This is a genomic window from Microbacterium paraoxydans, assembly GCF_020524545.1.
GTDB lineage: Bacteria > Actinomycetota > Actinomycetes > Actinomycetales > Microbacteriaceae > Microbacterium > Microbacterium paraoxydans_C.
The window spans coordinates 266,642-285,263 of record NZ_JAIVLG010000004.1 but is presented as its reverse complement, the minus strand read 5'-3'; the positions used below and the strand labels follow the sequence as shown (position 1 = coordinate 285,263).

General features: G+C 67.8%; 22 protein-coding genes. 11 read left to right on the top strand and 11 right to left on the bottom strand.

Annotation, left to right across the window (positions count from 1 at the left end; genetic code table 11):
• Window positions 1-2: 2 nt before the first annotated feature.
• Window positions 3-698 carry an alpha/beta fold hydrolase gene (locus tag LC041_RS10500; protein WP_226533045.1) on the top strand — a complete coding sequence of 232 codons (696 nt, stop codon included), beginning with the start codon at window positions 3-5 and terminating at the stop codon, window positions 696-698.
• A 15-nt stretch (window positions 699-713) separates the two neighbouring features.
• Here the strand turns inward: LC041_RS10500 and LC041_RS10495 are convergent, their stop codons facing one another.
• Complete coding sequence (locus LC041_RS10495; protein WP_226533044.1) at window positions 714-1,424, bottom strand: beta-ketoacyl-ACP reductase; 711 nt, start codon at window positions 1,422-1,424, stop codon at window positions 714-716.
• Window positions 1,425-1,563: 139 nt separating this feature from the next.
• On the opposite strand from LC041_RS10495, the gene LC041_RS10490 reads away from it, so the two are divergent.
• The 4 genes from LC041_RS10490 to LC041_RS10475 are packed head-to-tail and all read left to right on the top strand — an operon-like array spanning window position 1,564 to window position 3,576.
• Window positions 1,564-2,178 (top strand): DUF4190 domain-containing protein, encoded by a 615-nt coding sequence (locus LC041_RS10490; RefSeq protein WP_226533043.1) that lies wholly within the window; start codon window positions 1,564-1,566, stop codon window positions 2,176-2,178.
• Window positions 2,179-2,228: 50 nt separating this feature from the next.
• On the top strand, window positions 2,229-2,576 hold the full coding sequence (locus LC041_RS10485; RefSeq protein WP_226533042.1) for a DUF3099 domain-containing protein: 348 nt from the start codon (window positions 2,229-2,231) through the stop codon (window positions 2,574-2,576).
• Complete coding sequence (locus LC041_RS10480) at window positions 2,573-2,767, top strand: hypothetical protein (RefSeq protein ID WP_047520029.1); 195 nt, start codon at window positions 2,573-2,575, stop codon at window positions 2,765-2,767. The genes LC041_RS10485 and LC041_RS10480 overlap by 4 nt, the downstream gene beginning before the upstream one ends.
• A complete protein-coding gene (locus tag LC041_RS10475) occupies window positions 2,764-3,576 on the top strand; it encodes an SURF1 family cytochrome oxidase biogenesis protein (protein ID WP_226533041.1) in 813 nt (270 codons plus the stop codon). The genes LC041_RS10480 and LC041_RS10475 overlap by 4 nt, the downstream gene beginning before the upstream one ends.
• A gap of 15 nt (window positions 3,577-3,591) precedes the next feature.
• On the opposite strand, the gene LC041_RS10470 is transcribed toward LC041_RS10475, so the two are convergent.
• Both LC041_RS10470 and LC041_RS10465 read right to left on the bottom strand, forming a co-directional pair.
• Window positions 3,592-4,140 (bottom strand): pyridoxine/pyridoxamine 5'-phosphate oxidase, encoded by a 549-nt coding sequence (locus LC041_RS10470; protein WP_226533040.1) that lies wholly within the window; start codon window positions 4,138-4,140, stop codon window positions 3,592-3,594.
• Window positions 4,141-4,239: 99 nt separating this feature from the next.
• Window positions 4,240-5,838, bottom strand: coding sequence for an ABC-F family ATP-binding cassette domain-containing protein (locus LC041_RS10465; protein WP_226533039.1), 1,599 nt, complete (start codon window positions 5,836-5,838; stop codon window positions 4,240-4,242).
• Window positions 5,839-6,001: 163 nt separating this feature from the next.
• Between LC041_RS10465 and LC041_RS10460 the strand changes: the two genes are divergently transcribed.
• From LC041_RS10460 to LC041_RS10445, 4 genes are all read left to right on the top strand, one after another.
• Entirely contained in the window at window positions 6,002-6,619 is a 618-nt protein-coding gene (locus tag LC041_RS10460) for a DedA family protein (RefSeq protein ID WP_226533038.1), read from the top strand.
• Window positions 6,620-6,624: 5 nt separating this feature from the next.
• Window positions 6,625-7,887, top strand: coding sequence for a sensor histidine kinase (locus tag LC041_RS10455; protein ID WP_226533037.1), 1,263 nt, complete (start codon window positions 6,625-6,627; stop codon window positions 7,885-7,887).
• A complete protein-coding gene (locus LC041_RS10450; RefSeq protein ID WP_226533036.1) occupies window positions 7,884-8,555 on the top strand; it encodes a response regulator in 672 nt (223 codons plus the stop codon). The genes LC041_RS10455 and LC041_RS10450 overlap by 4 nt, the downstream gene beginning before the upstream one ends.
• A 98-nt stretch (window positions 8,556-8,653) precedes the next feature.
• Window positions 8,654-9,964 (top strand): acyltransferase family protein, encoded by a 1,311-nt coding sequence (locus tag LC041_RS10445; protein WP_226533035.1) that lies wholly within the window; start codon window positions 8,654-8,656, stop codon window positions 9,962-9,964.
• A 3-nt stretch (window positions 9,965-9,967) separates the two neighbouring features.
• Here LC041_RS10445 and LC041_RS10440 read toward each other — a convergent pair whose 3' ends face one another.
• Window positions 9,968-10,561, bottom strand: coding sequence for a CbiQ family ECF transporter T component (locus LC041_RS10440; RefSeq protein ID WP_226533034.1), 594 nt, complete (start codon window positions 10,559-10,561; stop codon window positions 9,968-9,970).
• Window positions 10,558-11,256 (bottom strand): energy-coupling factor ABC transporter ATP-binding protein, encoded by a 699-nt coding sequence (locus LC041_RS10435; protein WP_226533033.1) that lies wholly within the window; start codon window positions 11,254-11,256, stop codon window positions 10,558-10,560. Before LC041_RS10435 ends, LC041_RS10440 begins: the two co-directional genes overlap by 4 nt.
• A 77-nt stretch (window positions 11,257-11,333) precedes the next feature.
• Between LC041_RS10435 and LC041_RS10430 the strand changes: the two genes are divergently transcribed.
• On the top strand, window positions 11,334-11,918 hold the full coding sequence (locus LC041_RS10430) for a TetR family transcriptional regulator (RefSeq protein ID WP_226533032.1): 585 nt from the start codon (window positions 11,334-11,336) through the stop codon (window positions 11,916-11,918).
• Between the two features lie 30 nt (window positions 11,919-11,948).
• Here LC041_RS10430 and LC041_RS10425 read toward each other — a convergent pair whose 3' ends face one another.
• The 6 genes from LC041_RS10425 to sufB all read right to left on the bottom strand — a co-directional run bounded on the left by LC041_RS10425 (window position 11,949) and on the right by sufB (window position 17,251).
• Entirely contained in the window at window positions 11,949-13,103 is a 1,155-nt protein-coding gene (locus tag LC041_RS10425) for a MalY/PatB family protein (RefSeq protein WP_226533031.1), read from the bottom strand.
• 88 nt (window positions 13,104-13,191) lie between these two features.
• Window positions 13,192-13,521 (bottom strand): metal-sulfur cluster assembly factor, encoded by a 330-nt coding sequence (locus tag LC041_RS10420; protein ID WP_021200756.1) that lies wholly within the window; start codon window positions 13,519-13,521, stop codon window positions 13,192-13,194.
• 9 nt (window positions 13,522-13,530) lie between these two features.
• On the bottom strand, window positions 13,531-14,301 hold the full coding sequence (gene sufC, locus LC041_RS10415; protein ID WP_226533030.1) for a Fe-S cluster assembly ATPase SufC: 771 nt from the start codon (window positions 14,299-14,301) through the stop codon (window positions 13,531-13,533).
• Window positions 14,302-14,304: 3 nt separating this feature from the next.
• Window positions 14,305-14,631: a non-heme iron oxygenase ferredoxin subunit gene (locus tag LC041_RS10410; RefSeq protein WP_226533029.1), complete on the bottom strand. Its 327-nt coding sequence runs from the start codon at window positions 14,629-14,631 to the stop codon at window positions 14,305-14,307.
• Window positions 14,628-15,833 carry a Fe-S cluster assembly protein SufD gene (sufD, locus tag LC041_RS10405; protein ID WP_226533028.1) on the bottom strand — a complete coding sequence of 402 codons (1,206 nt, stop codon included), beginning with the start codon at window positions 15,831-15,833 and terminating at the stop codon, window positions 14,628-14,630. Before sufD ends, LC041_RS10410 begins: the two co-directional genes overlap by 4 nt.
• The gene (gene sufB / locus LC041_RS10400; protein ID WP_226533027.1) at window positions 15,833-17,251 is read right to left on the bottom strand and encodes a Fe-S cluster assembly protein SufB; all 1,419 of its coding nucleotides are present in this window, start codon (window positions 17,249-17,251) and stop codon (window positions 15,833-15,835) included. The genes sufD and sufB overlap by 1 nt, the downstream gene beginning before the upstream one ends.
• 233 nt (window positions 17,252-17,484) lie before the next feature.
• Between sufB and LC041_RS10395 the strand changes: the two genes are divergently transcribed.
• Window positions 17,485-18,615, top strand: a complete 1,131-nt coding sequence (locus LC041_RS10395) for a COX15/CtaA family protein (RefSeq protein WP_226533026.1) — start codon at window positions 17,485-17,487, stop codon at window positions 18,613-18,615.
• Window positions 18,616-18,622: the final 7 nt, after the last annotated feature.

Below are 18,622 nucleotides of genomic sequence, written 5' to 3'. Positions count from 1 at the left end.
TCATGGACATCATCCTCATTCCCGGACTCTGGCTCGACGCATCCAGCTGGGACGACGTGATCCCGGTGCTCGAGAAGGCCGGTCATCGGGTGCATCCTCTGAGCATGCCCGGACTCGGTGAGAGCGCATCCGCCTCGTCCGAGATCGGCATCGCCGAGTGGATCGCCGCAGCCACCTCTGCTGTCGACGCAGCCGAGGGTGAGGTCGTGGTCGTCGGGCACAGCGGCGGGGGCAACGTCGCGTGGGGCGTCGCGGACGCTCGCCCCGCCCGGGTGCGACGTGTGATCTTCGTCGACACCGCTCCACCCGCACACGGACACGGGATCAGCGAGTTCGACGTCGTGGACGGGGTCGTCCCCTTCCCGGGATGGGAGCACTTCCCCGAAGAAGACGTCAACGATCTCGACGACGCGACTCGCGCTCGGACGGAGCCGCTCACGCACAGTGTTCCTGCGCGGGTGCCGACGGATGCCATCACCCTCCGCGACCCCGCGCGCTACCGCGTGCCGGTCACCCTGCTGATGGGCGACCTCGACGAGCAGGCATTCGAGAGAGTGATCGAGCAGTGGGGTCCGTTCGCAGAAGAGTTCCACGCGATCGAATCAGCCGAGGTCGTCCGCATCGGATCCGGCCACTGGCCGCAGTTCTCCGTGCCGGAGCGGCTGGGTGAGCTCGTCAACGCCGCAATCTCGCGGTGACGGTTCAGGGAAGGATCAGTGCCCCATCCCGAGACCACCGTCGACCGGGATGACCGCGCCGGAGATGTAGCCGGCATCGTCACCGGCGAGCCACGTCACCACACCGGCGACCTCGTCGGGCGTGGCGAAACGAGCAGCCGGGATGTTCGCCTTGTACTGCTTCTGCGTCTCCTCCGGGAGCTCCGCGGTCATGTCGGTCTCGATGAAACCGGGAGCGACGACGTTCGCAGTGATGCCGCGCGCACCGAGCTCACGCGTGACGGAGCGGGCGAAGCCGACCAGTGCACTCTTGGACGCCGAGTAGTTCGCCTGGCCTGCGGAGCCGTACAGACCCACGACGCTCGAGATCAGGATGATCCGGCCGAAGCGTGCCCGGAGCATCCCCTTCGAGGCGCGCTTGACAACGCGGAACGTTCCGCCCAGGTTGGTCGCCACGACGCTGTCGAAGTCTTCCTCGCTCATGCGCAACAACAGCGTGTCCTTCGTGATCCCCGCGTTCGCGACGACGATCTCGATGGGGCCGAGCTGCTGCTCCACCTCCGTGAACGCGGCATCGATGGCCGCCGCGTCGGTCACGTCCGCGCGGACCGTGAGCGTGCCTTCGGGGCCTTCGCCGCTGCGGGCGGTGACGGCGACGCGGTAGCCCTCGCGCACGAAGCGCTCCGCGATCGCGCGGCCGATGCCGCGATTGCCGCCGGTGACGAGGACGACGCGCTCAGTGCTCATGGGGACACTCCTGACCTGGGGCGGTGGCGCGGGGTTCCGGGCCGTCATCGATCCTACCGATGTTGCTGACGCGGGCCGCCGCACAGCATTGACAGACATCGAGCGTGCTGGGAATCTGGGCACGACGAAAGGCTTCCTCGTGAGCGACAACCGAATCCCCTTTTCCGGAGACGAGGCGCCGGTCAGTCCGCCGCCACCGCCCGTACCGTCCGCGCCGCCGATCGCTCCGCCCCCGCAGAGCGGCATCGGCCCCGCACCGTTGTACACGCCCCCCGGCGCGCTGGCCCCCGGAACCGCCCCCGCAGCGCCCTCGCTGCCCGGTTACGGCCCGCCACCCCAGGTCGGCTACGCCCCGCCGCCGCAGCCAAGATACGGCGTCGCTCCGTCGCAACCAGGATGGGGAACGGCACCGGTCCAGCCCGGCTACGGCCCTCCTGCGGCGCCCGTGTACCCCGACGTCGCATCGCGCCCCACAAGCCCCCTGGCCGTCACCTCGCTGGTCTGCGGCCTCGCCGGGATCGTGCTCTTCTGGGCGGTCATCCCGCTCCTGGCGTCGGTGGCTGCCGTCATCACCGGCCATATGGCTCTCGGACAGATCAGACGCGATCCCGGGATCGGTGGCCGGGGAATGGCGATCGCCGGGCTGATCCTCGGCTACATCGTGGTCGTGGTCGGCGTGTTCGTCCTGGTCAGCACGATCATCAGCTTCCTGTTCCTCGGGGCCTTCAGCCTGCCGTTCATCTTCGCCGGCTGAGTCCCCGAAAGGCATCCGAGGGGTCTGCACCGGCGTAGGCTGGATGCATCGTGAAGAACGCGCGTCAAGTCCCGGCCGTCACCTCACTGCCGCAGTCCCCGCGAGATGAGGCAGACCATCGTGTGCGCCGTTATGCCTTGACGATGACGATCCGCATCGTGTGCTTCGGGCTCATGGTGCTGGTTCAGCCGTACGGGTGGTACACGTGGGTGTTCGGCATCTCCGCCGCCGTCCTGCCGTACATCGCCGTGGTGTTCGCGAACGCCGGGAGCGACAGCACCGAGACCACCGCAGAGTCTCCGCTGCGGGAGATCGATGCCCCGCAGCCCGCTCCGATCGACTCCGAGCCGTCCGCCCCGCAGATCTTCACGATCCATGAAGGCCCGAAGGAACCATGAACGACTTCGAGTGCTCGCGCGCCGGTTGCCGGAGCGCCGCGACCCGACAGGTAGTGTGGCGCAATCCCCGTATCCATGCCGCAGATCGCGAGAAGATCTGGCTGGCGTGCGATGCCCACGTCGACTTCCTCCGCGACTACCTTGCGGCGCGCGACTTCCCGGTGACCGTTCGCGATGGGGTTCCCGCATGAGCCAGCGCCTGACCCGCTGGACCGTGTACGTGCTCATCGCGATCGGCTTCGCGATCGCCTGCGTCTTCCTCTCGAACTGGCAGTTCGAGCGGAATGAGACGCGCGCCGCGCAGATCGAGCTCGTCGAGCGGAACTACGACGCGGACCCCGTACCGCTGTCCGCGGTGATCGGCGAAGACGGTGCGCTCGATCCCGACGACGAGTGGCGGCCCGTCACGCTGCAGGGTGAGTATCTGGCCGATCAGCAGCTGCTGGTGCGCAACCGCCCGCACGGCGGCACGAGTGCCTTCGAAGTCCTCGTCCCCTTCCGCGATGCCGACGGGCGCATCTTCATCATCGACCGCGGCTGGGTGCCCCCGGGCGAGGGCGCTGAACCGGACTCGGTGCCGTCGCCGCCGCAGGGCGAGGTCGAGGTGACCGTGCGCCTGCGCCCGGGCGAGCAGCTTCCCGCCTCAGGGCGCGGCGCCCCCGAGGGTCAGGTGCCCACGATCAACCTGCCCTCGATCGCCGAGTACGTCGAGGGCGATGTGATCACCAGTGCCTATGGCAGGGTGATCAGCGAAGATCCGGCAGGATCCGGGTCTTTGGGGGGATTCGACTCCCCCACCGACGATCCCGGCCCGCACCTGTCTTACGCGATCCAGTGGATCCTGTTCGCCCTCATGGGGTTCGTCTTCATCGGATACATCATCCGCACGGAGATCGTGAAGCACCGGGAAGAGGTCGAGGGAGTTCCTGCGCCCGTGAAGAGTCCACGGCGCCGGGATCACGATGCCGATGTCGAGGACGAGCTGCTCGACGTGCGGTGAGGTCTGAGAGGTCGCTCAGCCCGCCTGCTCCTCGATGCGCCAACCGGCGTCGGTACGGTCATAGACGATACGCGTGTGGTGCCGGTCGGGCGCGCCCTGCCAGAATTCGACGCGGGTCGCGAGGAGCCTCCAGAGGACCCACTCCCCGGGCGCCACACCGGCGCGGGCCTCGGCCGAGCGCGCCGCGAGGTCGGCTGCGCTCTCCTCGACGGGTGCCTCGTGAGTCCGTCCGCGGACACGCACGGCACGCAGGGCGGGCTGCCACCAGAAGTTCAGCGCGGCCACCGGGTGCGCGTCGAGCTGGGTGGCCTTGCGCGAGGAGCGCGAACCCGCGAAGGCCCATCCGCGCTCATCCACGTCCTTGAGAATCAGCGTCCGGGCATCGGGGATGCCGTCGAGGTCGAGCGTCGCCAGTGTCATCGCGTGCGGCTCCGGCACTCCCCTGGCGGCCGCCGTCGTGATCCAGTCCCGGAAGAGCGGTACCGGGCCATCGGGACGTTCGACGACTTCGCCCGGAGGTACCACTCCCGTGAGCGAGGGCTGCGCGCGCAACCATGCACTCATCTCTGAAGGCCGGGATCGCTGGTCAGTCGACATGCTCCCGACTATGCCATGAGTCGCCGTGTGGATCCGGCACCGACCTGCACAGCAGCGTGAGGGCGGTCAGGCGAGCTCGATGAGATCCTGGTACTCCTGGCTCCAGATGTCCTCGACACCGTCGGGGAGGATCAGGACACGCTCCGGGTTCAGCGACTGCACGGCACCGGGGTCGTGCGAGACGAGGACGACAGCGCCCTCGTAGTGCGCGAGCGCACCGAGGATCTCCTCGCGCGACGCGGGATCGAGGTTGTTGGTCGGCTCATCGAGCAGCAGCAGATTCGCGGACGACACGACGAGCGTCGCGAGGGACAGACGGGTCTTCTCTCCACCGGAGAGCACTCCCGCGGGCTTGAGCACGTCGTCTCCCGTGAACAGGAATGACCCGAGCACCTTGCGTGCTTCGGTCTCGGTGATGTGCGGGGCCGCGGAGACCATGTTCTCCAGCACGGAGCGGCTGACGTCCAGATTCTCGTGCTCCTGCGCGTAGTAGCCGACCTTCAGGCCGTGACCGGGCTCGAGCTGCCCCGTGTCGGGCTGATCGACCCCCGCGAGCATCCGCAGCAGCGTCGTCTTTCCCGCACCGTTGAGGCCGAGCACGACGACCTTCGACCCCCGGTCGATCGCGAGGTCGACATCGGTGAAGATCTCCAGCGACCCGTAGGACTTCGAGAGCCCGCTCGCCATCATCGGGGTCTTCCCGCACGGTGCCGGCTTCGGGAAGCGAAGCTTCGCGACCCGGTCCTCCTGGCGAACCTCGTCGAGACCGGCGAGCAGCTTCTCGGCGCGGGCGATCATCTGGTGGGCTGCCGCGGCCTTCGAGGCCTTCGCGCCGAAACGTGCGGCCTGCAGCTGCAGAGTCGTCGCCTTCTTCTCCGCGTTCGCACGTTCCTTCTTGCGGCGCTCTTCATCGGCCACCCGCTGGCGCAGGTAGTTCTTCCAGTTCATGTTGTAGGTGTCGATGATCTGACGGTTCGCATCGAGATAGAACACCCGGTTCACGGTCTCGCCGACGAGTTCGACATCGTGGCTGATCACGATCAGCCCGCCCTTGTAGCCCTTGAGGAACTCGCGCAACCACACGACACTGTCCGCGTCGAGGTGGTTGGTCGGCTCGTCGAGGATCATCGTCTGCGCGTCCGAGAAGAGGATGCGCGCGAGCTCGATGCGACGACGCTGCCCGCCGGAAAGCGTCGACAACGGCTGGTCCAGGATGCGGTCGGGCAGCGAGAGGTTGTTGGCGATGGATGCCGCCTCCGCCTCCGCGGCATAGCCGCCCTGGGCTTCGAACTGCTCGGTCAGACGCGCATAGCGCTTCATCGCCTTGTCCGCCACGGCAGGATCATCCGATCCCATCTCCAGCGCAGCCTCGGTCATCCCCACGTTCAGCTGGCCGAGGCCGCGAGCGTCGAGGATGCGGGTGCGCGCGAGGTCTTCCGGGTTGCCGGAGCGCGGATCCTGCGGCAGATAGCCGAGCTCTCCGGAGCGCGTCACGCTTCCGCCGGACGGCAGGACGTCGCCGGCGAGGACTTTGGTGAGCGTCGTCTTCCCGGCCCCGTTGCGACCGACGAGTCCGATCTTGTCTCCGTCGGCGACGCGGAACGAGACGTTCTCCATCAGCAGGCGCGCGCCAACGCGGATCTCGAGGTCGTGCACGGCAAGCACAGCGGACGTCCGTTCTTTCGGGGAGGGTGTACGGCCGATCGGCCAGCCTCCCAGTATATGCGTCACAGCCGGGGTCCGCGCTCAGCAAGATCACTCCGGAGAGTGACGGGGTCGATACCGCGGAGGGATGTCGACCGGCATGCCCGCTGCATAACGTGCTCGAGTGGACATCCTCAACGAGCTCATCATGCAGGCGATCGCCTCCCCGTGGCTGTACCTGCTCCTCTTCGCGGTCACGGTCATCGACGGCTTCTTCCCGCCTGTGCCCAGCGAGACCGTGCTCGTCGCCGCGGCGGCTGTCGCCGCGTCCACGGGCGGGGGAAACCTTCTGCTGCTCGGTACGGTCGCGGCGATCGGCGCTGCGATCGGCGACAACCTCGCCTTCCTGATCGGCCGCGCGATCGGCACCACACGCTTCGCCTGGATGCGGCGCCCCCGCGTGGCCGCGGCCTTCACGTACGCCCAGCAGGCGCTCGATCGCCGCAGCGCCACTCTCCTCCTCGGCGCCCGCTACATCCCGGTGGGACGCGTCGCTGTCAACATGTCCGCCGGCGCTCTCGGCTTCCCCTGGCGACGTTTCCTCCCCCTGAGCATGATCGCAGGCATCAGCTGGAGTCTGTTCAGCATCGCGATCGGTCTCCTCGCCGGGGCGTGGCTCAAGGATCAGCCACTCCTCAGCGCCGGCCTCGGAATCGTCATCGCCCTGGTCGTCGGACTCGTGATCGATCGGATCACCGCCGTCCGTCGCCGCCGCGCCCCCGCACCGCAGCTGGCAGGATAACGGTCATGGCACGGCACCGAGGAGAGCGCACACCGCTCCGCCAGCGGATCAGCGGTCGCACCGCCGCCCTCGTGGCCTTGGGCGTGGCGGTCGTGGCGCTGTACGCGATCCTCGTCACCCTCCAGACCGTGCTCTACGGCACCCCCCTGCCCCTGTCGTTCCTCCTCGGGGCGGCACTTTGCGGCGCTCCGATGCTCGCACTCTCCCGCCCCGCGTGGGCTCTCGCTCTCTTCACCGCCGGGGCGTTGATTCTCCCCCTCGCCGTGGTCCCGGACCTGGCGATCCGGTCCCCATGGCCGTGGTCCGTCCCCGCGCTCCTGACCTTCGTGCTCTTCGTGGGGGTAATGACCTTCCTGCACGGCGCACGACTCGGCGCGTTCGCCCTGCTCCTCGGCGCGATCGCATCGCTTCTCGCGCCGGTGATCCGTCCCGAACTGGTGGCGGAGCCGGAATCGTCGGCGAATGCCACAGCGGATCTCATCGTCACGACGGCGGTGGCGTCGGCGGTGTTCCTCATCGCCGCGCTCGTCGCCGGACGCGTCCGCGTCGCCGCGGAGTTGACACGGGAGAAGGAGCACAGTGCGCTCGAGGAAGCCAGGCGCGCCCTCGTCGAGGAGCGCACCCGGATCGCGCGCGAGCTGCATGATGTCATCGCGCACAGCATGTCGGTGATCCAGGTCCAGGCGTCGACCGCGCGCTACCGTCTCCCCGAGCTGGACGAGGTGGCGAAGGCGGAGTTCGACGACATCGCCGCGACCGCGCGCAGCTCGCTCACCGAGATGCGACGGATGCTCGGTGTCCTCCGAACCGAGGATCAGACCGCCGAGCTGGCTCCCCAGCAAGGCATCGATGACATCCCGGCCCTCGTCGACAGCATCCGTCGCGCAGGTGTCGAGGTCGGCCTCGTGCTCGAAGGCGGAGACACCACGACCGCCGCACCCGCCGTGCAGATCGCCGCCTTCCGTATCGTCCAGGAAGCGCTGAGCAACGCCGTCCGCCACGCACCGGGCGCGAGAATCGCCGTGCGGTTGCACGCGGACGCACGCAACGTCCACATCCGGGTGCACAACGCGGCACCACCGCACCGCCCGGATACCCATGCCGGCGGGTACGGCCTGCGCGGCATGCGGGAACGCGCCGAGATCCTCGGCGGGAGCCTATCAGCCGGCCACGCAGAGGATGGTGGGTGGGATGTCGACGCCGTTCTTCCTGTGAGCCCCGCCACCTCAGGCATCACCATCGCTTCACCCGACAAGGAGAACCCGTGACGATCAGCGTGCTCATCGCCGACGACCAGGCCATGGTCCGCGCCGGATTCGCCGCGCTCCTCGATACCCACGAAGGGATCCGCGTGGTCGGACAGGCATCGAACGGCATCGAAGCCGTCGCCGCAGCGGCACGCCTCGACCCCGACGTGATCCTGATGGATGTGCGCATGCCCGAGCTCGACGGGATCGGCGCGACACGACGCATCCTCGGCCCTTCGTACCCGGCGGCGCACGTTCCGCGGATCCTCGTGCTCACGACCTTCGACATCGACGACTACGTGTACGACGCACTCGAAGCCGGGGCGAGCGGCTTCCTGCTCAAAGACGCGTTGCCAGAAGAACTCGTCCACGCGGTGCGGGTCGTCGCCGGTGGAGACGCCCTCCTCGCACCGAGTGTGACGAGGCGGATGATCGAGCAGTTCGCCGGACGCCGCCCTCGTGCACCGCGATCGATGACGGCGCTCGCGGAGCTCACCGATCGCGAACGCGAGGTGCTGGTCCTGATCGGCAGAGGACGATCGAACACCGAGATCGCCGGTGATCTCTTCATCGCGGAGCAGACCGTGAAGACACACGTCGGCAAAGTGCTCGCGAAGCTGAACCTGCGCGATCGTGTGCACGCCGTGATCCTGGCGTACGACACCGGCCTGGTCGAGCCGTCTTCTTGACTCACTCCCTCGTAGGGGGTCGCAACGGCACTCGGGAGTGATGCTTCGGCGGTCGCCGCGTCCATAGTCTCCTCGGACACCGCTCCCGAGGAGGACTCATGACAATCGTCCAGGCGCCGCACGCCGCCGTTCCCGCGCAGCCCCGGCATCCGTCCCGCGACACCGGGATCGACTTCGTCCGAGCGCTGTGCGTGCTCGGAGTCGTCCTCCTGCACGCGATCATGGTGGGCGTCGCCGTCGCCGATCGCGGTCCCGTCTTCACCAATGCCAGCGACGACACCGCCTGGATCGCGCCGCTCAGTTGGCTGCTCCAGGTGATGCCGCTGTTCTTCGTGATCGGCGGGTTCTCCGGGCTTCTCGCCTACAGACGGATGCGACGGAACGGAGGCAGCGCAGTCGGGTTCGTCGCCGGTCGCGTGCACCGCCTGCTGCGACCGGCTGTCGTCACGATCGCGGTCGTCGGGATGGGGCTGGCGCTGCTCACGGTGTCCGGCGTCCCCGCAGAACTCGTCGCGACCGCCGGCTTCCGCTACGGACAGCCCCTGTGGTTCCTCGGCGTCTTCCTGCTCTGCCAGGCTCTGCTCCCCCTGCTCGTCTCCGCCCATGAGCGGGCTCCGCGCCGGACCATCGCCACGCTCGCGGCAGCGTCACTCACCGTCGATGTGCTGCGCGCCGCGACCGGGGTGGAGGGTCTCGGCTTCCTGAACCTCGCCTTCGTGTGGCTGACCCTGCAGCAACTCGGCTTCTTCCTCGCCGACGGACGCATCGACGCACTCAGCAGGCGGATCCGCGCGGCCGCTGGATTCGGTGCCGTGCTCCTGCTGGTCGCGACCTTCGCGACGGGGGCATACTCCGTGGATCTCATCGCGAACATCAACCCGCCGACGGCTGCCCTCCTGCTCGTCGGAGTCGCACACACGAGCCTGCTGTCGCTGCACCGCGATCGCCTGCAACGGTTCAGCCGTCGTCCGCGCGTCGCCGCCTTCACCGGATTCGTGACGGTCCGCACCATGACGATCTACCTGTGGCACATGCCCGTGCTGCTCCTGATGGCGGGAGTCACCGCGTGCTACGCGATGCTCGTCGGCGTCACACTGCCGGCGCTCGACAGCGCGGGCTGGTGGGCAGGTCGTCCGCTCTGGCTCGGCGCCGCCGTGGCACTCACCGCGCTCGCCGCTGTGATGTTCACGCGATTCGAGTCACGGCCCGCGCCGCAGGCGACGGCCTCCCGACGCCGGGTCGCGAGCGGCGTGTTGAGCGGCCTGATCGGCATCGTGCTCCTCCTCGTGCTCGGCACCTCGGTCGCCACCGCGCTGATCTCCGTCGCACTGCTCCTCGGTGCCCTCCGCCTCGTTTCCCCGGGGACGGGTTCACCGACAGCGACAGCAGGCGTCCCCGCCCCGGCCTAGAGCTCAGCCGATGCCCCGTGCAGTCAGCGCGTCGCCCACCTCGTCCGCGTGCTGCAGCGCCAGCACGAGCAGGGGGACGACGGCGCGCACACCCAGCCGCACTCCACGCGCACGCTCCGCCTCCCGGAGCCGCTGGAGGAATCCGGCGATCACCGGGATCGTCGTGAGGGTGAGTGAGACGCTGAGTGCCTCCGCGTCAGGATCCACCCCGAAGCGGTGGAGTGGCCGGAGCAGACGACGGAGCACCGCGAGAAGATCGGACGCCCGCGTCGTGAGCGTCAAGAGACTCGCGAGGAGAAGAACGGCCACGACTCGCCCCGTGTTGACCCATGCGGCAGCGGGCGAGACGAAGACCGCGAGCGCGATGCCCAACACGACGATGATCCAGCGCAGACGCCAGACCTCGAGGAGCGGAATCCGAAGCGGGAGACCACCGAGGGGGTACAGCGCGACCACGAGGGTCAGAGATACGGCGATGCTGAGCGGGTCATGCGGGTACAGCGACAGGACGAGGGATCCGAGCGCCAGAACAGCCAGCTTTAACGTGACGGGAGCCCGATGGAGGAACCCGTCTCCGGGAATGCACAGTGCGATCATGCGCACGCCCGACGGTAGGTCTCGATCACCGTCGCGGGCTCGCCGACGGCACCGACCCGCCCCTCCTCGAACAGCACGACGCTCTCACAGCGAGCGGCCAGCTCTAGATCGTGCGTCACGACCACCACTTGGGACGGCTGCGCGAGCAGGAGATCGCCGATGCGGCGCGCGTTGCGCAGGTCGAGGAGGGTCGTCGGCTCATCCGCCACGATCAGGTCGGGGTCGGTGATGAGCACGGAAGCGAGCGCGAGCATCTGCTTCTGTCCGCCGGAAAGACCAGACGCCGGGACATCCGCGTGCGTCGCGAGGCCATGTGCATCGAGCACGGCACTCACGAGTGCGTCCACCTCGGCTTTCGGACGCCCCCGCAGCGAGAGCGCGAGATCCTCTGCCGGCGTCGGCATGAGGATCTGCGCGTCGGGGTTGGTGAAGACGAACCCCACGCGCCTGCGGACTGCCCCGCGTTCCCGCCGCGGATCGACGCCGTGCACCGACACGTGACCGCGGCTCGGTGCCACCAGCCCGTTCAACAGCCGCGCGAAGGTCGACTTTCCCGACCCGTTCGCACCGATCACGGCGATGGTCGGCGCACTCAGCTCCAGCGTGACGTCGTCGAGCACGGAACGACCGCCGAACTCCACCGACACGCGATCGATCGTGATCACTCGCCGCGCGACCTTCGGGAGTCCTGCCATCGTCGTCGTTTCCTCCGTTGCCGCGCACCGAAAACCTGAACAGTGTTCACCTGAACATCGTTCACTATAATGGGCGTATGAGCCCCGAGCCCACTTCGGCACGACATGATCGAGACGGCGTCGCCCGCAGCGCTCTCGCACTCTTGGACGAAGTCGGTCTCGCCGACCTCTCGATGAGACGCATCGCCGCTCGGCTCGAGGTCCAGCCGAGCGCGCTCTATTGGCACTTCGCGAGCAAACAGGAACTGCTCGCCGAGCTCGCCGACCGCATCACCGCGGCGATCCCCCTCGAAGGAACCGAGGTTCTGGCGACCGCCCGCGGCATCCGGGACGCGTTGTTCGCCTATCGTGACGGCGCGGAGCTTGTGCTCAGCACGTACGCCCTGAAACTCGGCTCATCGCACGCGCAGTCCGCGCTGACGCAGGCGTTGCGCGCTCAGGGTGCGATCGATGCCGAGGAGCGCGGCGCCGCGCTCCTGCACTTCGTGCTCGGACACGCCACGCTCGTGCAGCAGAGAATGCACGCCGACAGTCACGGAGTCCTGCTCCCCGCTGCAGACCCGGATGTCACAGCCGGCCTCGATCGAGTCTTCGACCTCGGCGTCCTCGCCCTCGCCGGTGAGCTCCGCGCACAGCCGACACCGGTACCTCGCCGGGGCTGACGCCGGCTGCTCGGCATTGCTCCGGTGTCTTCACCGAGCGTCGAGCGCAGCGATACGCTCGACGGCTTCGGTGAGGATCTCCGGACTCGTGCCGAAGTTCAGCCGCACGTGCCCGGCGCCTTCGATCCCGAACGCGGGGCCGTAGTGCAACGCGACCTTTGCGTCCCTCAGGATGCGGCGTGCAGGGTTCTCCCCCCACCCCAGCGCGGAGAGGTCGATCCAGGCGAGATATCCCGCGTCGGGTAGGCGATAGCGCGCGCCGGGTAGATGCGAGGCGAGCAGGTCTTCCAGGAGGACGCGATTCTCGTCCAGGGTACGCAGCAGACCGTCGAGCCACTCGTCGCTCGGTTCCGAGAACGCAGCGACGGCCGCCAGGAGACCGAACTGCCCCGTGCGCCACTCCACCTCGACCGGAAGGCCCCGGACGATCGCGCTCGTTGCATCGTCCGCCGTGACCATCAGCGCGCACTTGAGCCCCGCCAGGTTGAACGCCTTGCTCGCGCTGACCACCGCGTATCCGACCCGCCGAGCGGCGTCGCTCACCGCCAGGAACGGGGTGAAACCTGCGCCGGGTTGAGCGAGCGGCGCATGGATCTCGTCCGAGATGACCGCGGCGTCGAATTCGTCGGCCAGCTCCGCGAGGGCTGCCAGGCTATCCCGAGCATGCACGGTACCGGTCGGGTTGTGCGGATTGCACAGGAGGATCGCCGTCGCACCGTCTTCGAACGCACCACGGATCCCGTCGAGGTCGAGCTCCCATCCGAGTCCCGTGTCGCGCAGCGGCACCCTCTCCACCTCGGCGCCGGACTCGGCGACCAGGTCGTAGAAGGGCGGATAGACGGGCGGGGTCACGATGACGCGCTCGCCGGGCTGCGTCACGCGACGCAGGATCTCGACGATCCCCATGCTGACATCCGCGGTACTGCGCATGCGAGCGGGATCCGGGGACCACCCGTATCGTCGCGCGGCGAACGCGGCGAACGACTCGGCGAGGGGGGTCCGGGAAGCCACATAGCCCGTGTCGCCGGTCTCTACCGCGCGCTGCAGCGCAGCGGACACCGCGGGGGCGAGCGGGAAGTCGGTCTCGGCGACGAACAGCGGAAGCACGTCAGCCGGGTACTCGCGCCACTTCTCGCTGCTGCGCTCACGGAGCTCGGCCAGAGGCAGTGCCTTCACCTGAAGCATTCGTTCTCCCGAGATTCGACACTCGCCATCGCGGTGTCGTCCGAATCGGTGCGCATCGATGCCGCCCACCGACGACGCTCCGAGAAGATCAGATCGCGAAGCCGAGAGCGCGCATCATGTCGCGCCCATCATCCGTGATCCGCTCCGGACCCCACGGCGGCATCCAGACCCAGTTGATGCGGAAGCGATCGACGACGCTGTCCAGAGCCTGGGCGGTCTGGTCCTCGAGGACATCGGTGAGTGGGCAACCGGCACTGGTCAGTGTCATGTGGATGACGAGAGCATCGTTCTCGTCATCCCACGCGAGGTCGTAGATGAGGCCGAGGTCGACGACGTTGATCCCGAGCTCGGGGTCCATGACGTCTTTGAGAGCCTCGGTGACCGCATCGTACTTCTCGTCCGTGAGGGTCGCTGTCATGCGATCAGCCTACGCCTCGATCGGGGCTGCCGGGTCGAGGAAACGGTCGTATCCCTCGTTCTCCAGCCTGTCGGCGAGCTCCGGGCCACCCTCTTCCACGATCTTGCCCGCGACGACCACGTGGACGAAGTCGGGACGGATGTAGCGGAGGATGCGCGTGTAGTGGGTGATCAGCAGCACGCCGAGCCCGGTGGACTCCTTCGCACGGTTGACACCCTCCGAGACGATCTTCAGCGCGTCGACGTCGAGGCCGGAGTCCGTCTCGTCGAGAACCGCGAACTTCGGCTTGAGCACCTCGAGCTGCAGGATCTCGTGACGCTTCTTCTCACCGCCGGAGAACCCCTCGTTGACGTTGCGCTGCGCGAACTTCGGGTCCATGCGCAGGTTCGACATGGCCGTCTTGACGTCCTTGGTCCAGCCGCGGATCGCCGGTGCTTCACCGTCGAGTGCGGTCTTCGCGGTGCGCAGGAAGTTCGTCACCGTGACGCCGGGGATCTCGACCGGGTACTGCATGGCGAGGAAGAGCCCCGCGCGAGCGCGCTCGTCGACGCTCATCTCCAGTACGTCCTGGCCGTCGAAGGTGATCGAGCCGGAGGTCACGGTGTACTTCGGGTGACCTGCGATCGTGTAGGCCAGGGTCGACTTGCCGGAGCCGTTGGGGCCCATGATGGCGTGCGTCTCACCGGTGTTCATGGTGAGGTTGATTCCGTTGAGGATCGGGGTGGTCCCCGCCTCGGTCTCGACCGTCACGTGCAGGTCGCGGATCTCGAGAACAGACATTCTTCAGACTTCCTTAATCACAGTCGGATCGATGAGCACGTCGTCGCCGTCGATCTCGACGACGTAGACCGGGACGGGCTCATATGCGGGGAGATTCTGGGGCTTGCCGGTGAGCAGCGAGAATGCCGAGCCGTGCGCCCAGCACTCCACGGTGTCCCCCTCGACGAAGCCCTCGGACAGCGAGATGTCGCCATGGGTGCAGGTGTCGCCGATGGCGTGGATGACGCCGTCGCCGTCCTTGATCACGGTGATGGGAACACCGCTGGGCTCGACGCGCAGAGGCGTGTCCTGTTCGAGGTCGGCGACGCCGCAGACGCGTTCGGCGGTCATGCGCTCACCTCGGCGAGCTCCGCTTCGATCGCCGCCAGCAGCTCGGCCTCGAGAGCGGGGATGCCGAGGCGCTGCACGATATCGGTGAGGAAGCCGAGCACGACGAGTCGTCGCGCTTCGTCCTCTGTGATACCGCGGGCCTGGAGGTAGAACAGCTGCTCGTCGTCGAAACGACCGGTGGCGCTGGCGTGACCGGCGCCGACGATGTCGCCGGTCTCGATCTCGAGGTTCGGGATCGAGTCGGCACGCGCGCCCTCGGTCAGCACCAGGTTGCGGTTCGCCTCATAGGAGTCGGTGCCGGTGGCGTCCGCGCCGATCAGCACGTCGCCGATCCAGACGCTGTGGGCGCTCTCGCCCTGCAGCGCCCCCTTGTAGAGGACGTCGCCCTTGGTGTGCGGTCCCTTGTGGTGCAAGTACACCTGGCTCTCCAGGTGCTGCCCGGCGTCCGCGTACGAGAGGCCGTAGAGGTAGCCCTCGGAGCCGGCCCCGGCGAGTTCGACGCTCGGGTTGACCCGCACGACGCCGCCGCCGAAGCTGACCACGAAGTGCTTGAGGGTCGCATCCGCGCCCACCCTGGCCTGGTGCGCGGCGGCGTGCACGGCGTCATCGGCCCACTGCTGCAGGCTGATGACGGTGAGCTTCGCCCCGTCGCGGACGATGATCTCGACGTTCTGGGCGAACTTCGCTGAGCCGGTGTGCTGGAGGACGACCGTCGCCGAGCTGTGTTCGAGTGCTTCGATGACGATGTGCGCATCGGCCCGACGCTCGGCACCCAGACCGGTGATGGCGATGAAGACCGGCTCCGCGACTTCTTCTTCACGCGGGATGCGCACGTGCAGGGCCTCAGAGCTGCCCTGCCACGCGACGGCGGCCGCGATGTCCTCCGCGAGGAAGACCTCCCCACGGGGCGCGACGCCGATGGCGAGCGGCGCGGAGATGTACTGCTCCCCTGCGCTGTACGAGTAGCTGACGCCGTCGTTCGGCGATGCGACCTCGAACAGCGGATTGAGCTGCGCGATCGGGGTGTGCTTCCAGTTGACCTCGCGCCCGGTGGGGGCACCGAAGTCGGACGGCTCGAACGAGTGCGGCCGCTCCGAGCGGGTCTGCACCGGGACGAATCCTGCTTCGGCGACGTGGGCCGCGGGGTCGATGTGCGCGTTCGTGTGCTGCGCCTCGGTAGGCGCTGTCGTAGCGGCGGTCACTAGCCGACCGATCCTTCCATGCCCATCTCGATGAGCTTGTTCAGTTCCATCGCGTATTCCATGGGCAGCTCGCGCGCGATCGGCTCGATGAAGCCGCGCACGATCATCGCCATCGCCTCGTCCTCGGGCATTCCACGAGACTGCAGATAGAACAGCTGCTCCTCGCTCACCTTCGAGACCGTGGCCTCGTGGCCGAGCTGCACGTCATCGACACGGATGTCGATCGCCGGGTAGGTATCGGAGCGCGACTTGGTGTCGACGAGCAGGGCGTCACAACGCACGGTGTTCGCCGAATGGTGCGCCGCGGCGTCCACGCGAACCTCGCCGCGATACCCCGCACGGCCACCGCCGCGCGCGATCGACTTCGAGACGATCGACGACTGCGTGTACGGCGCCATGTGGATCATCTTCGCGCCCGCGTCCTGGTGCTGGCCAGGGCCGGCGAAGGCGACCGAGAGCGTCTCCCCCTTGGCGTGCTCGCCCATCAGGTAGATCGACGGGTACTTCATCGTCACCTTGGAGCCGATGTTGCCGTCGACCCACTCCATGGTCGCGCCCTCGTGCGCCACGGCGCGCTTGGTGACCAGGTTGTAGACGTTGTTCGACCAGTTCTGGATCGTCGTGTACCGCACGCGGGCGTTCTTCTTGACGATGATCTCGACGACGGCCGAGTGCAGGGAGTCCGACTTGTAGATCGGGGCCGTGCAGCCCTCGATGTAGTGGACGTAGCTGCCCTCGTCGGCGATGATCAGGGTCCGCTCGAACTGGCCCATGTTCTCGGTGTTGATCCGGAAGTACGCCTGCAGCGGGATCTCGACGTGCACGCCCTTGGGGACGTAGACGAAGGAACCGCCCGACCACACGGCCGTATTCAGCGCGGCGAACTTGTTGTCACCCGCGGGGATGACGGTCCCGAAGTACTCCTCGAAGAACTCCGGGTGCTCACGCAGAGCCGTGTCGGTGTCCATGAAGATCACGCCCTGCTGCTCCAGGTCCTCGCGGATCTGGTGGTACACGACCTCGGACTCGTACTGAGCGGCGACACCGGCGACCAGGCGCTGACGCTCGGCCTCGGGGATGCCGAGCTTCTCGTAGGTGTCGCGGATCTCCGCCGGAAGGTCTTCCCAGGACTGCGCCTGCTTCTCCGTGGAGCGGACGAAGTACTTGATGTTGTCGAAGTCGATCTCGCTGAGGTCTGCACCCCACGTCGGCATCGGCTTGCGCCCGAAGAGCTGATAGCCCTTGAGTCGGGTCTTCAGCATCCACTCGGGTTCGTTCTTGAGAGCCGAGATGCCCCGGACGACATCTTCCGAGATACCGCGTTTGGCGACGGCACCCGCAGCGTCCTCATCGTGCCAGCCGAACTCGTACACCCCCAGACCGTCAAGCTCCGGGCGGTCGATCAGTACATCCGACATCCAACACTCTCCTCACAGGTCCCAAACGGTGTCATCCGCCCCGGCACACCTGATCCCCGTCGAGTCTGCGGGAGCGGGTGCCGTTGGTGGGCCCTCATCACCGGCGCTTCCATCGCGCCTAAACTGTTGACGATGCTTCAGCGCGGTCAGCGCTCATCGCAACAATCCGATTCTACAGGTTCCGCCTGACAGACGGGCCATGCCCGCCGCGTCGCGCGCGGTCCGGAGGACTTATGCCCGAGACGATGATCCCCGCCTCCCCGACGACGGACACGGCGCCGCCGCGTTCAGCGCTGTGGGGCCGTGCGTTGACGGTCTTCGCGTGGTTGTCGTTCCTCAGCGAGACGATCATCATCGGCACCGGCGGGGCGGTGCGCCTCACCGGCTCGGGACTCGGGTGCTCGGATTGGCCGTTGTGCACCCCGGACTCCCTCGTCCCGATCCTCGAAGTCCAGGGCATCCACGGGATCATCGAATTCGGCAACCGCCTGATGACCGGCGTCGTCGGGATCATCGCCCTCGTCGTCGTGCTCCTGGTCCTGCATCGGTACAGCGGGAAGCGCGGGCTGGTCAGGGCGCTGTGGTTCGCCGTCGGCGGCATCGTGGGAGCCGTTCTCGCCTACTTCCTCGTGACCGTCTTCTACGGCGTGGCCGGAGCGGGACAGGCTCTGCTCGCTTTCCCCTTCGCCACGGGCGTCCTCCTCCTCGCGATCATCGCGGCCGCGGTCTCCTCGGTGCGCACGACCGCCGCACGACGCGATCTCGTCGCTCTGGCATGGATCGTCCTGGCCGGCGTCGTGGCGCAGGCCCTCGTCGGCGGCATCACCGTCCTCACGGGACTCAACCCCTTCATCGTCGGTTTCCACTACACGTCATCGCTGTTGCTGGTCTGCGTCACAGCCGCCTTCCTCGTGCGTCTGAAGACCGCTCCCGGTCCTCGCGAACGCGCGGTGCCCCTGTGGTACGCCATGGTCACCCACGTGACCGGCCTCGTCCTCGCCGTGACGATCCTGTTCGGGGTACTGACGACGGGGTCCGGCCCGCACTCCGGTGACGCCGACGTGCTGCGCCATGGCTTCGACGCGACGATCCTCGCGCACGTGCACTCCTGGCCGGGGTACATCCTCGCCGGCCTGGTGCTGTTCCTGACGATCACCGCCTGGGCTCTCCGCCTGGAACCTCGGCGCTGGCTGCTCGTGCTGGTCCTCGCGATCCTCGTGCAGGTCGTCGTCGGCGTGTGGCAGGCCCGGGAAGGACTCCCCCCGCTGCTGGTGGGTATCCACATGGTCCTGGCCTCGCTCTCGGCCGCGACCTACACGGTCGTCGTGCTGCGCCTGAAGCGTCCGATCGCCGCTCGAGACTGACGCCGCA

What these genes read in the sequence shown, in the direction of transcription:
- LC041_RS10500 (WP_226533045.1), top strand. Translation starts at nt 3, where the DNA reads ATGGACATCATCCTCATTCCCGGACTCTGGCTCGACGCATCCAGCTGG.
- LC041_RS10495 (WP_226533044.1), bottom strand. Translation starts at nt 1,424, where the DNA reads ATGAGCACTGAGCGCGTCGTCCTCGTCACCGGCGGCAATCGCGGCATC.
- LC041_RS10480 (WP_047520029.1), top strand. Translation starts at nt 2,573, where the DNA reads ATGAACGACTTCGAGTGCTCGCGCGCCGGTTGCCGGAGCGCCGCGACC.
- LC041_RS10475 (WP_226533041.1), top strand. Translation starts at nt 2,764, where the DNA reads ATGAGCCAGCGCCTGACCCGCTGGACCGTGTACGTGCTCATCGCGATC.
- LC041_RS10470 (WP_226533040.1), bottom strand. Translation starts at nt 4,140, where the DNA reads ATGAGTGCATGGTTGCGCGCGCAGCCCTCGCTCACGGGAGTGGTACCT.
- LC041_RS10455 (WP_226533037.1), top strand. Translation starts at nt 6,625, where the DNA reads ATGGCACGGCACCGAGGAGAGCGCACACCGCTCCGCCAGCGGATCAGC.
- LC041_RS10445 (WP_226533035.1), top strand. Translation starts at nt 8,654, where the DNA reads ATGACAATCGTCCAGGCGCCGCACGCCGCCGTTCCCGCGCAGCCCCGG.
- LC041_RS10440 (WP_226533034.1), bottom strand. Translation starts at nt 10,561, where the DNA reads ATGATCGCACTGTGCATTCCCGGAGACGGGTTCCTCCATCGGGCTCCC.
- LC041_RS10435 (WP_226533033.1), bottom strand. Translation starts at nt 11,256, where the DNA reads ATGGCAGGACTCCCGAAGGTCGCGCGGCGAGTGATCACGATCGATCGC.
- LC041_RS10430 (WP_226533032.1), top strand. Translation starts at nt 11,334, where the DNA reads ATGAGCCCCGAGCCCACTTCGGCACGACATGATCGAGACGGCGTCGCC.
- LC041_RS10425 (WP_226533031.1), bottom strand. Translation starts at nt 13,103, where the DNA reads ATGCTTCAGGTGAAGGCACTGCCTCTGGCCGAGCTCCGTGAGCGCAGC.
- LC041_RS10420 (WP_021200756.1), bottom strand. Translation starts at nt 13,521, where the DNA reads ATGACAGCGACCCTCACGGACGAGAAGTACGATGCGGTCACCGAGGCT.
- sufC (WP_226533030.1), bottom strand. Translation starts at nt 14,301, where the DNA reads ATGTCTGTTCTCGAGATCCGCGACCTGCACGTGACGGTCGAGACCGAG.
- LC041_RS10410 (WP_226533029.1), bottom strand. Translation starts at nt 14,631, where the DNA reads ATGACCGCCGAACGCGTCTGCGGCGTCGCCGACCTCGAACAGGACACG.
- sufB (WP_226533027.1), bottom strand. Translation starts at nt 17,251, where the DNA reads ATGTCGGATGTACTGATCGACCGCCCGGAGCTTGACGGTCTGGGGGTG.
- LC041_RS10395 (WP_226533026.1), top strand. Translation starts at nt 17,485, where the DNA reads ATGCCCGAGACGATGATCCCCGCCTCCCCGACGACGGACACGGCGCCG.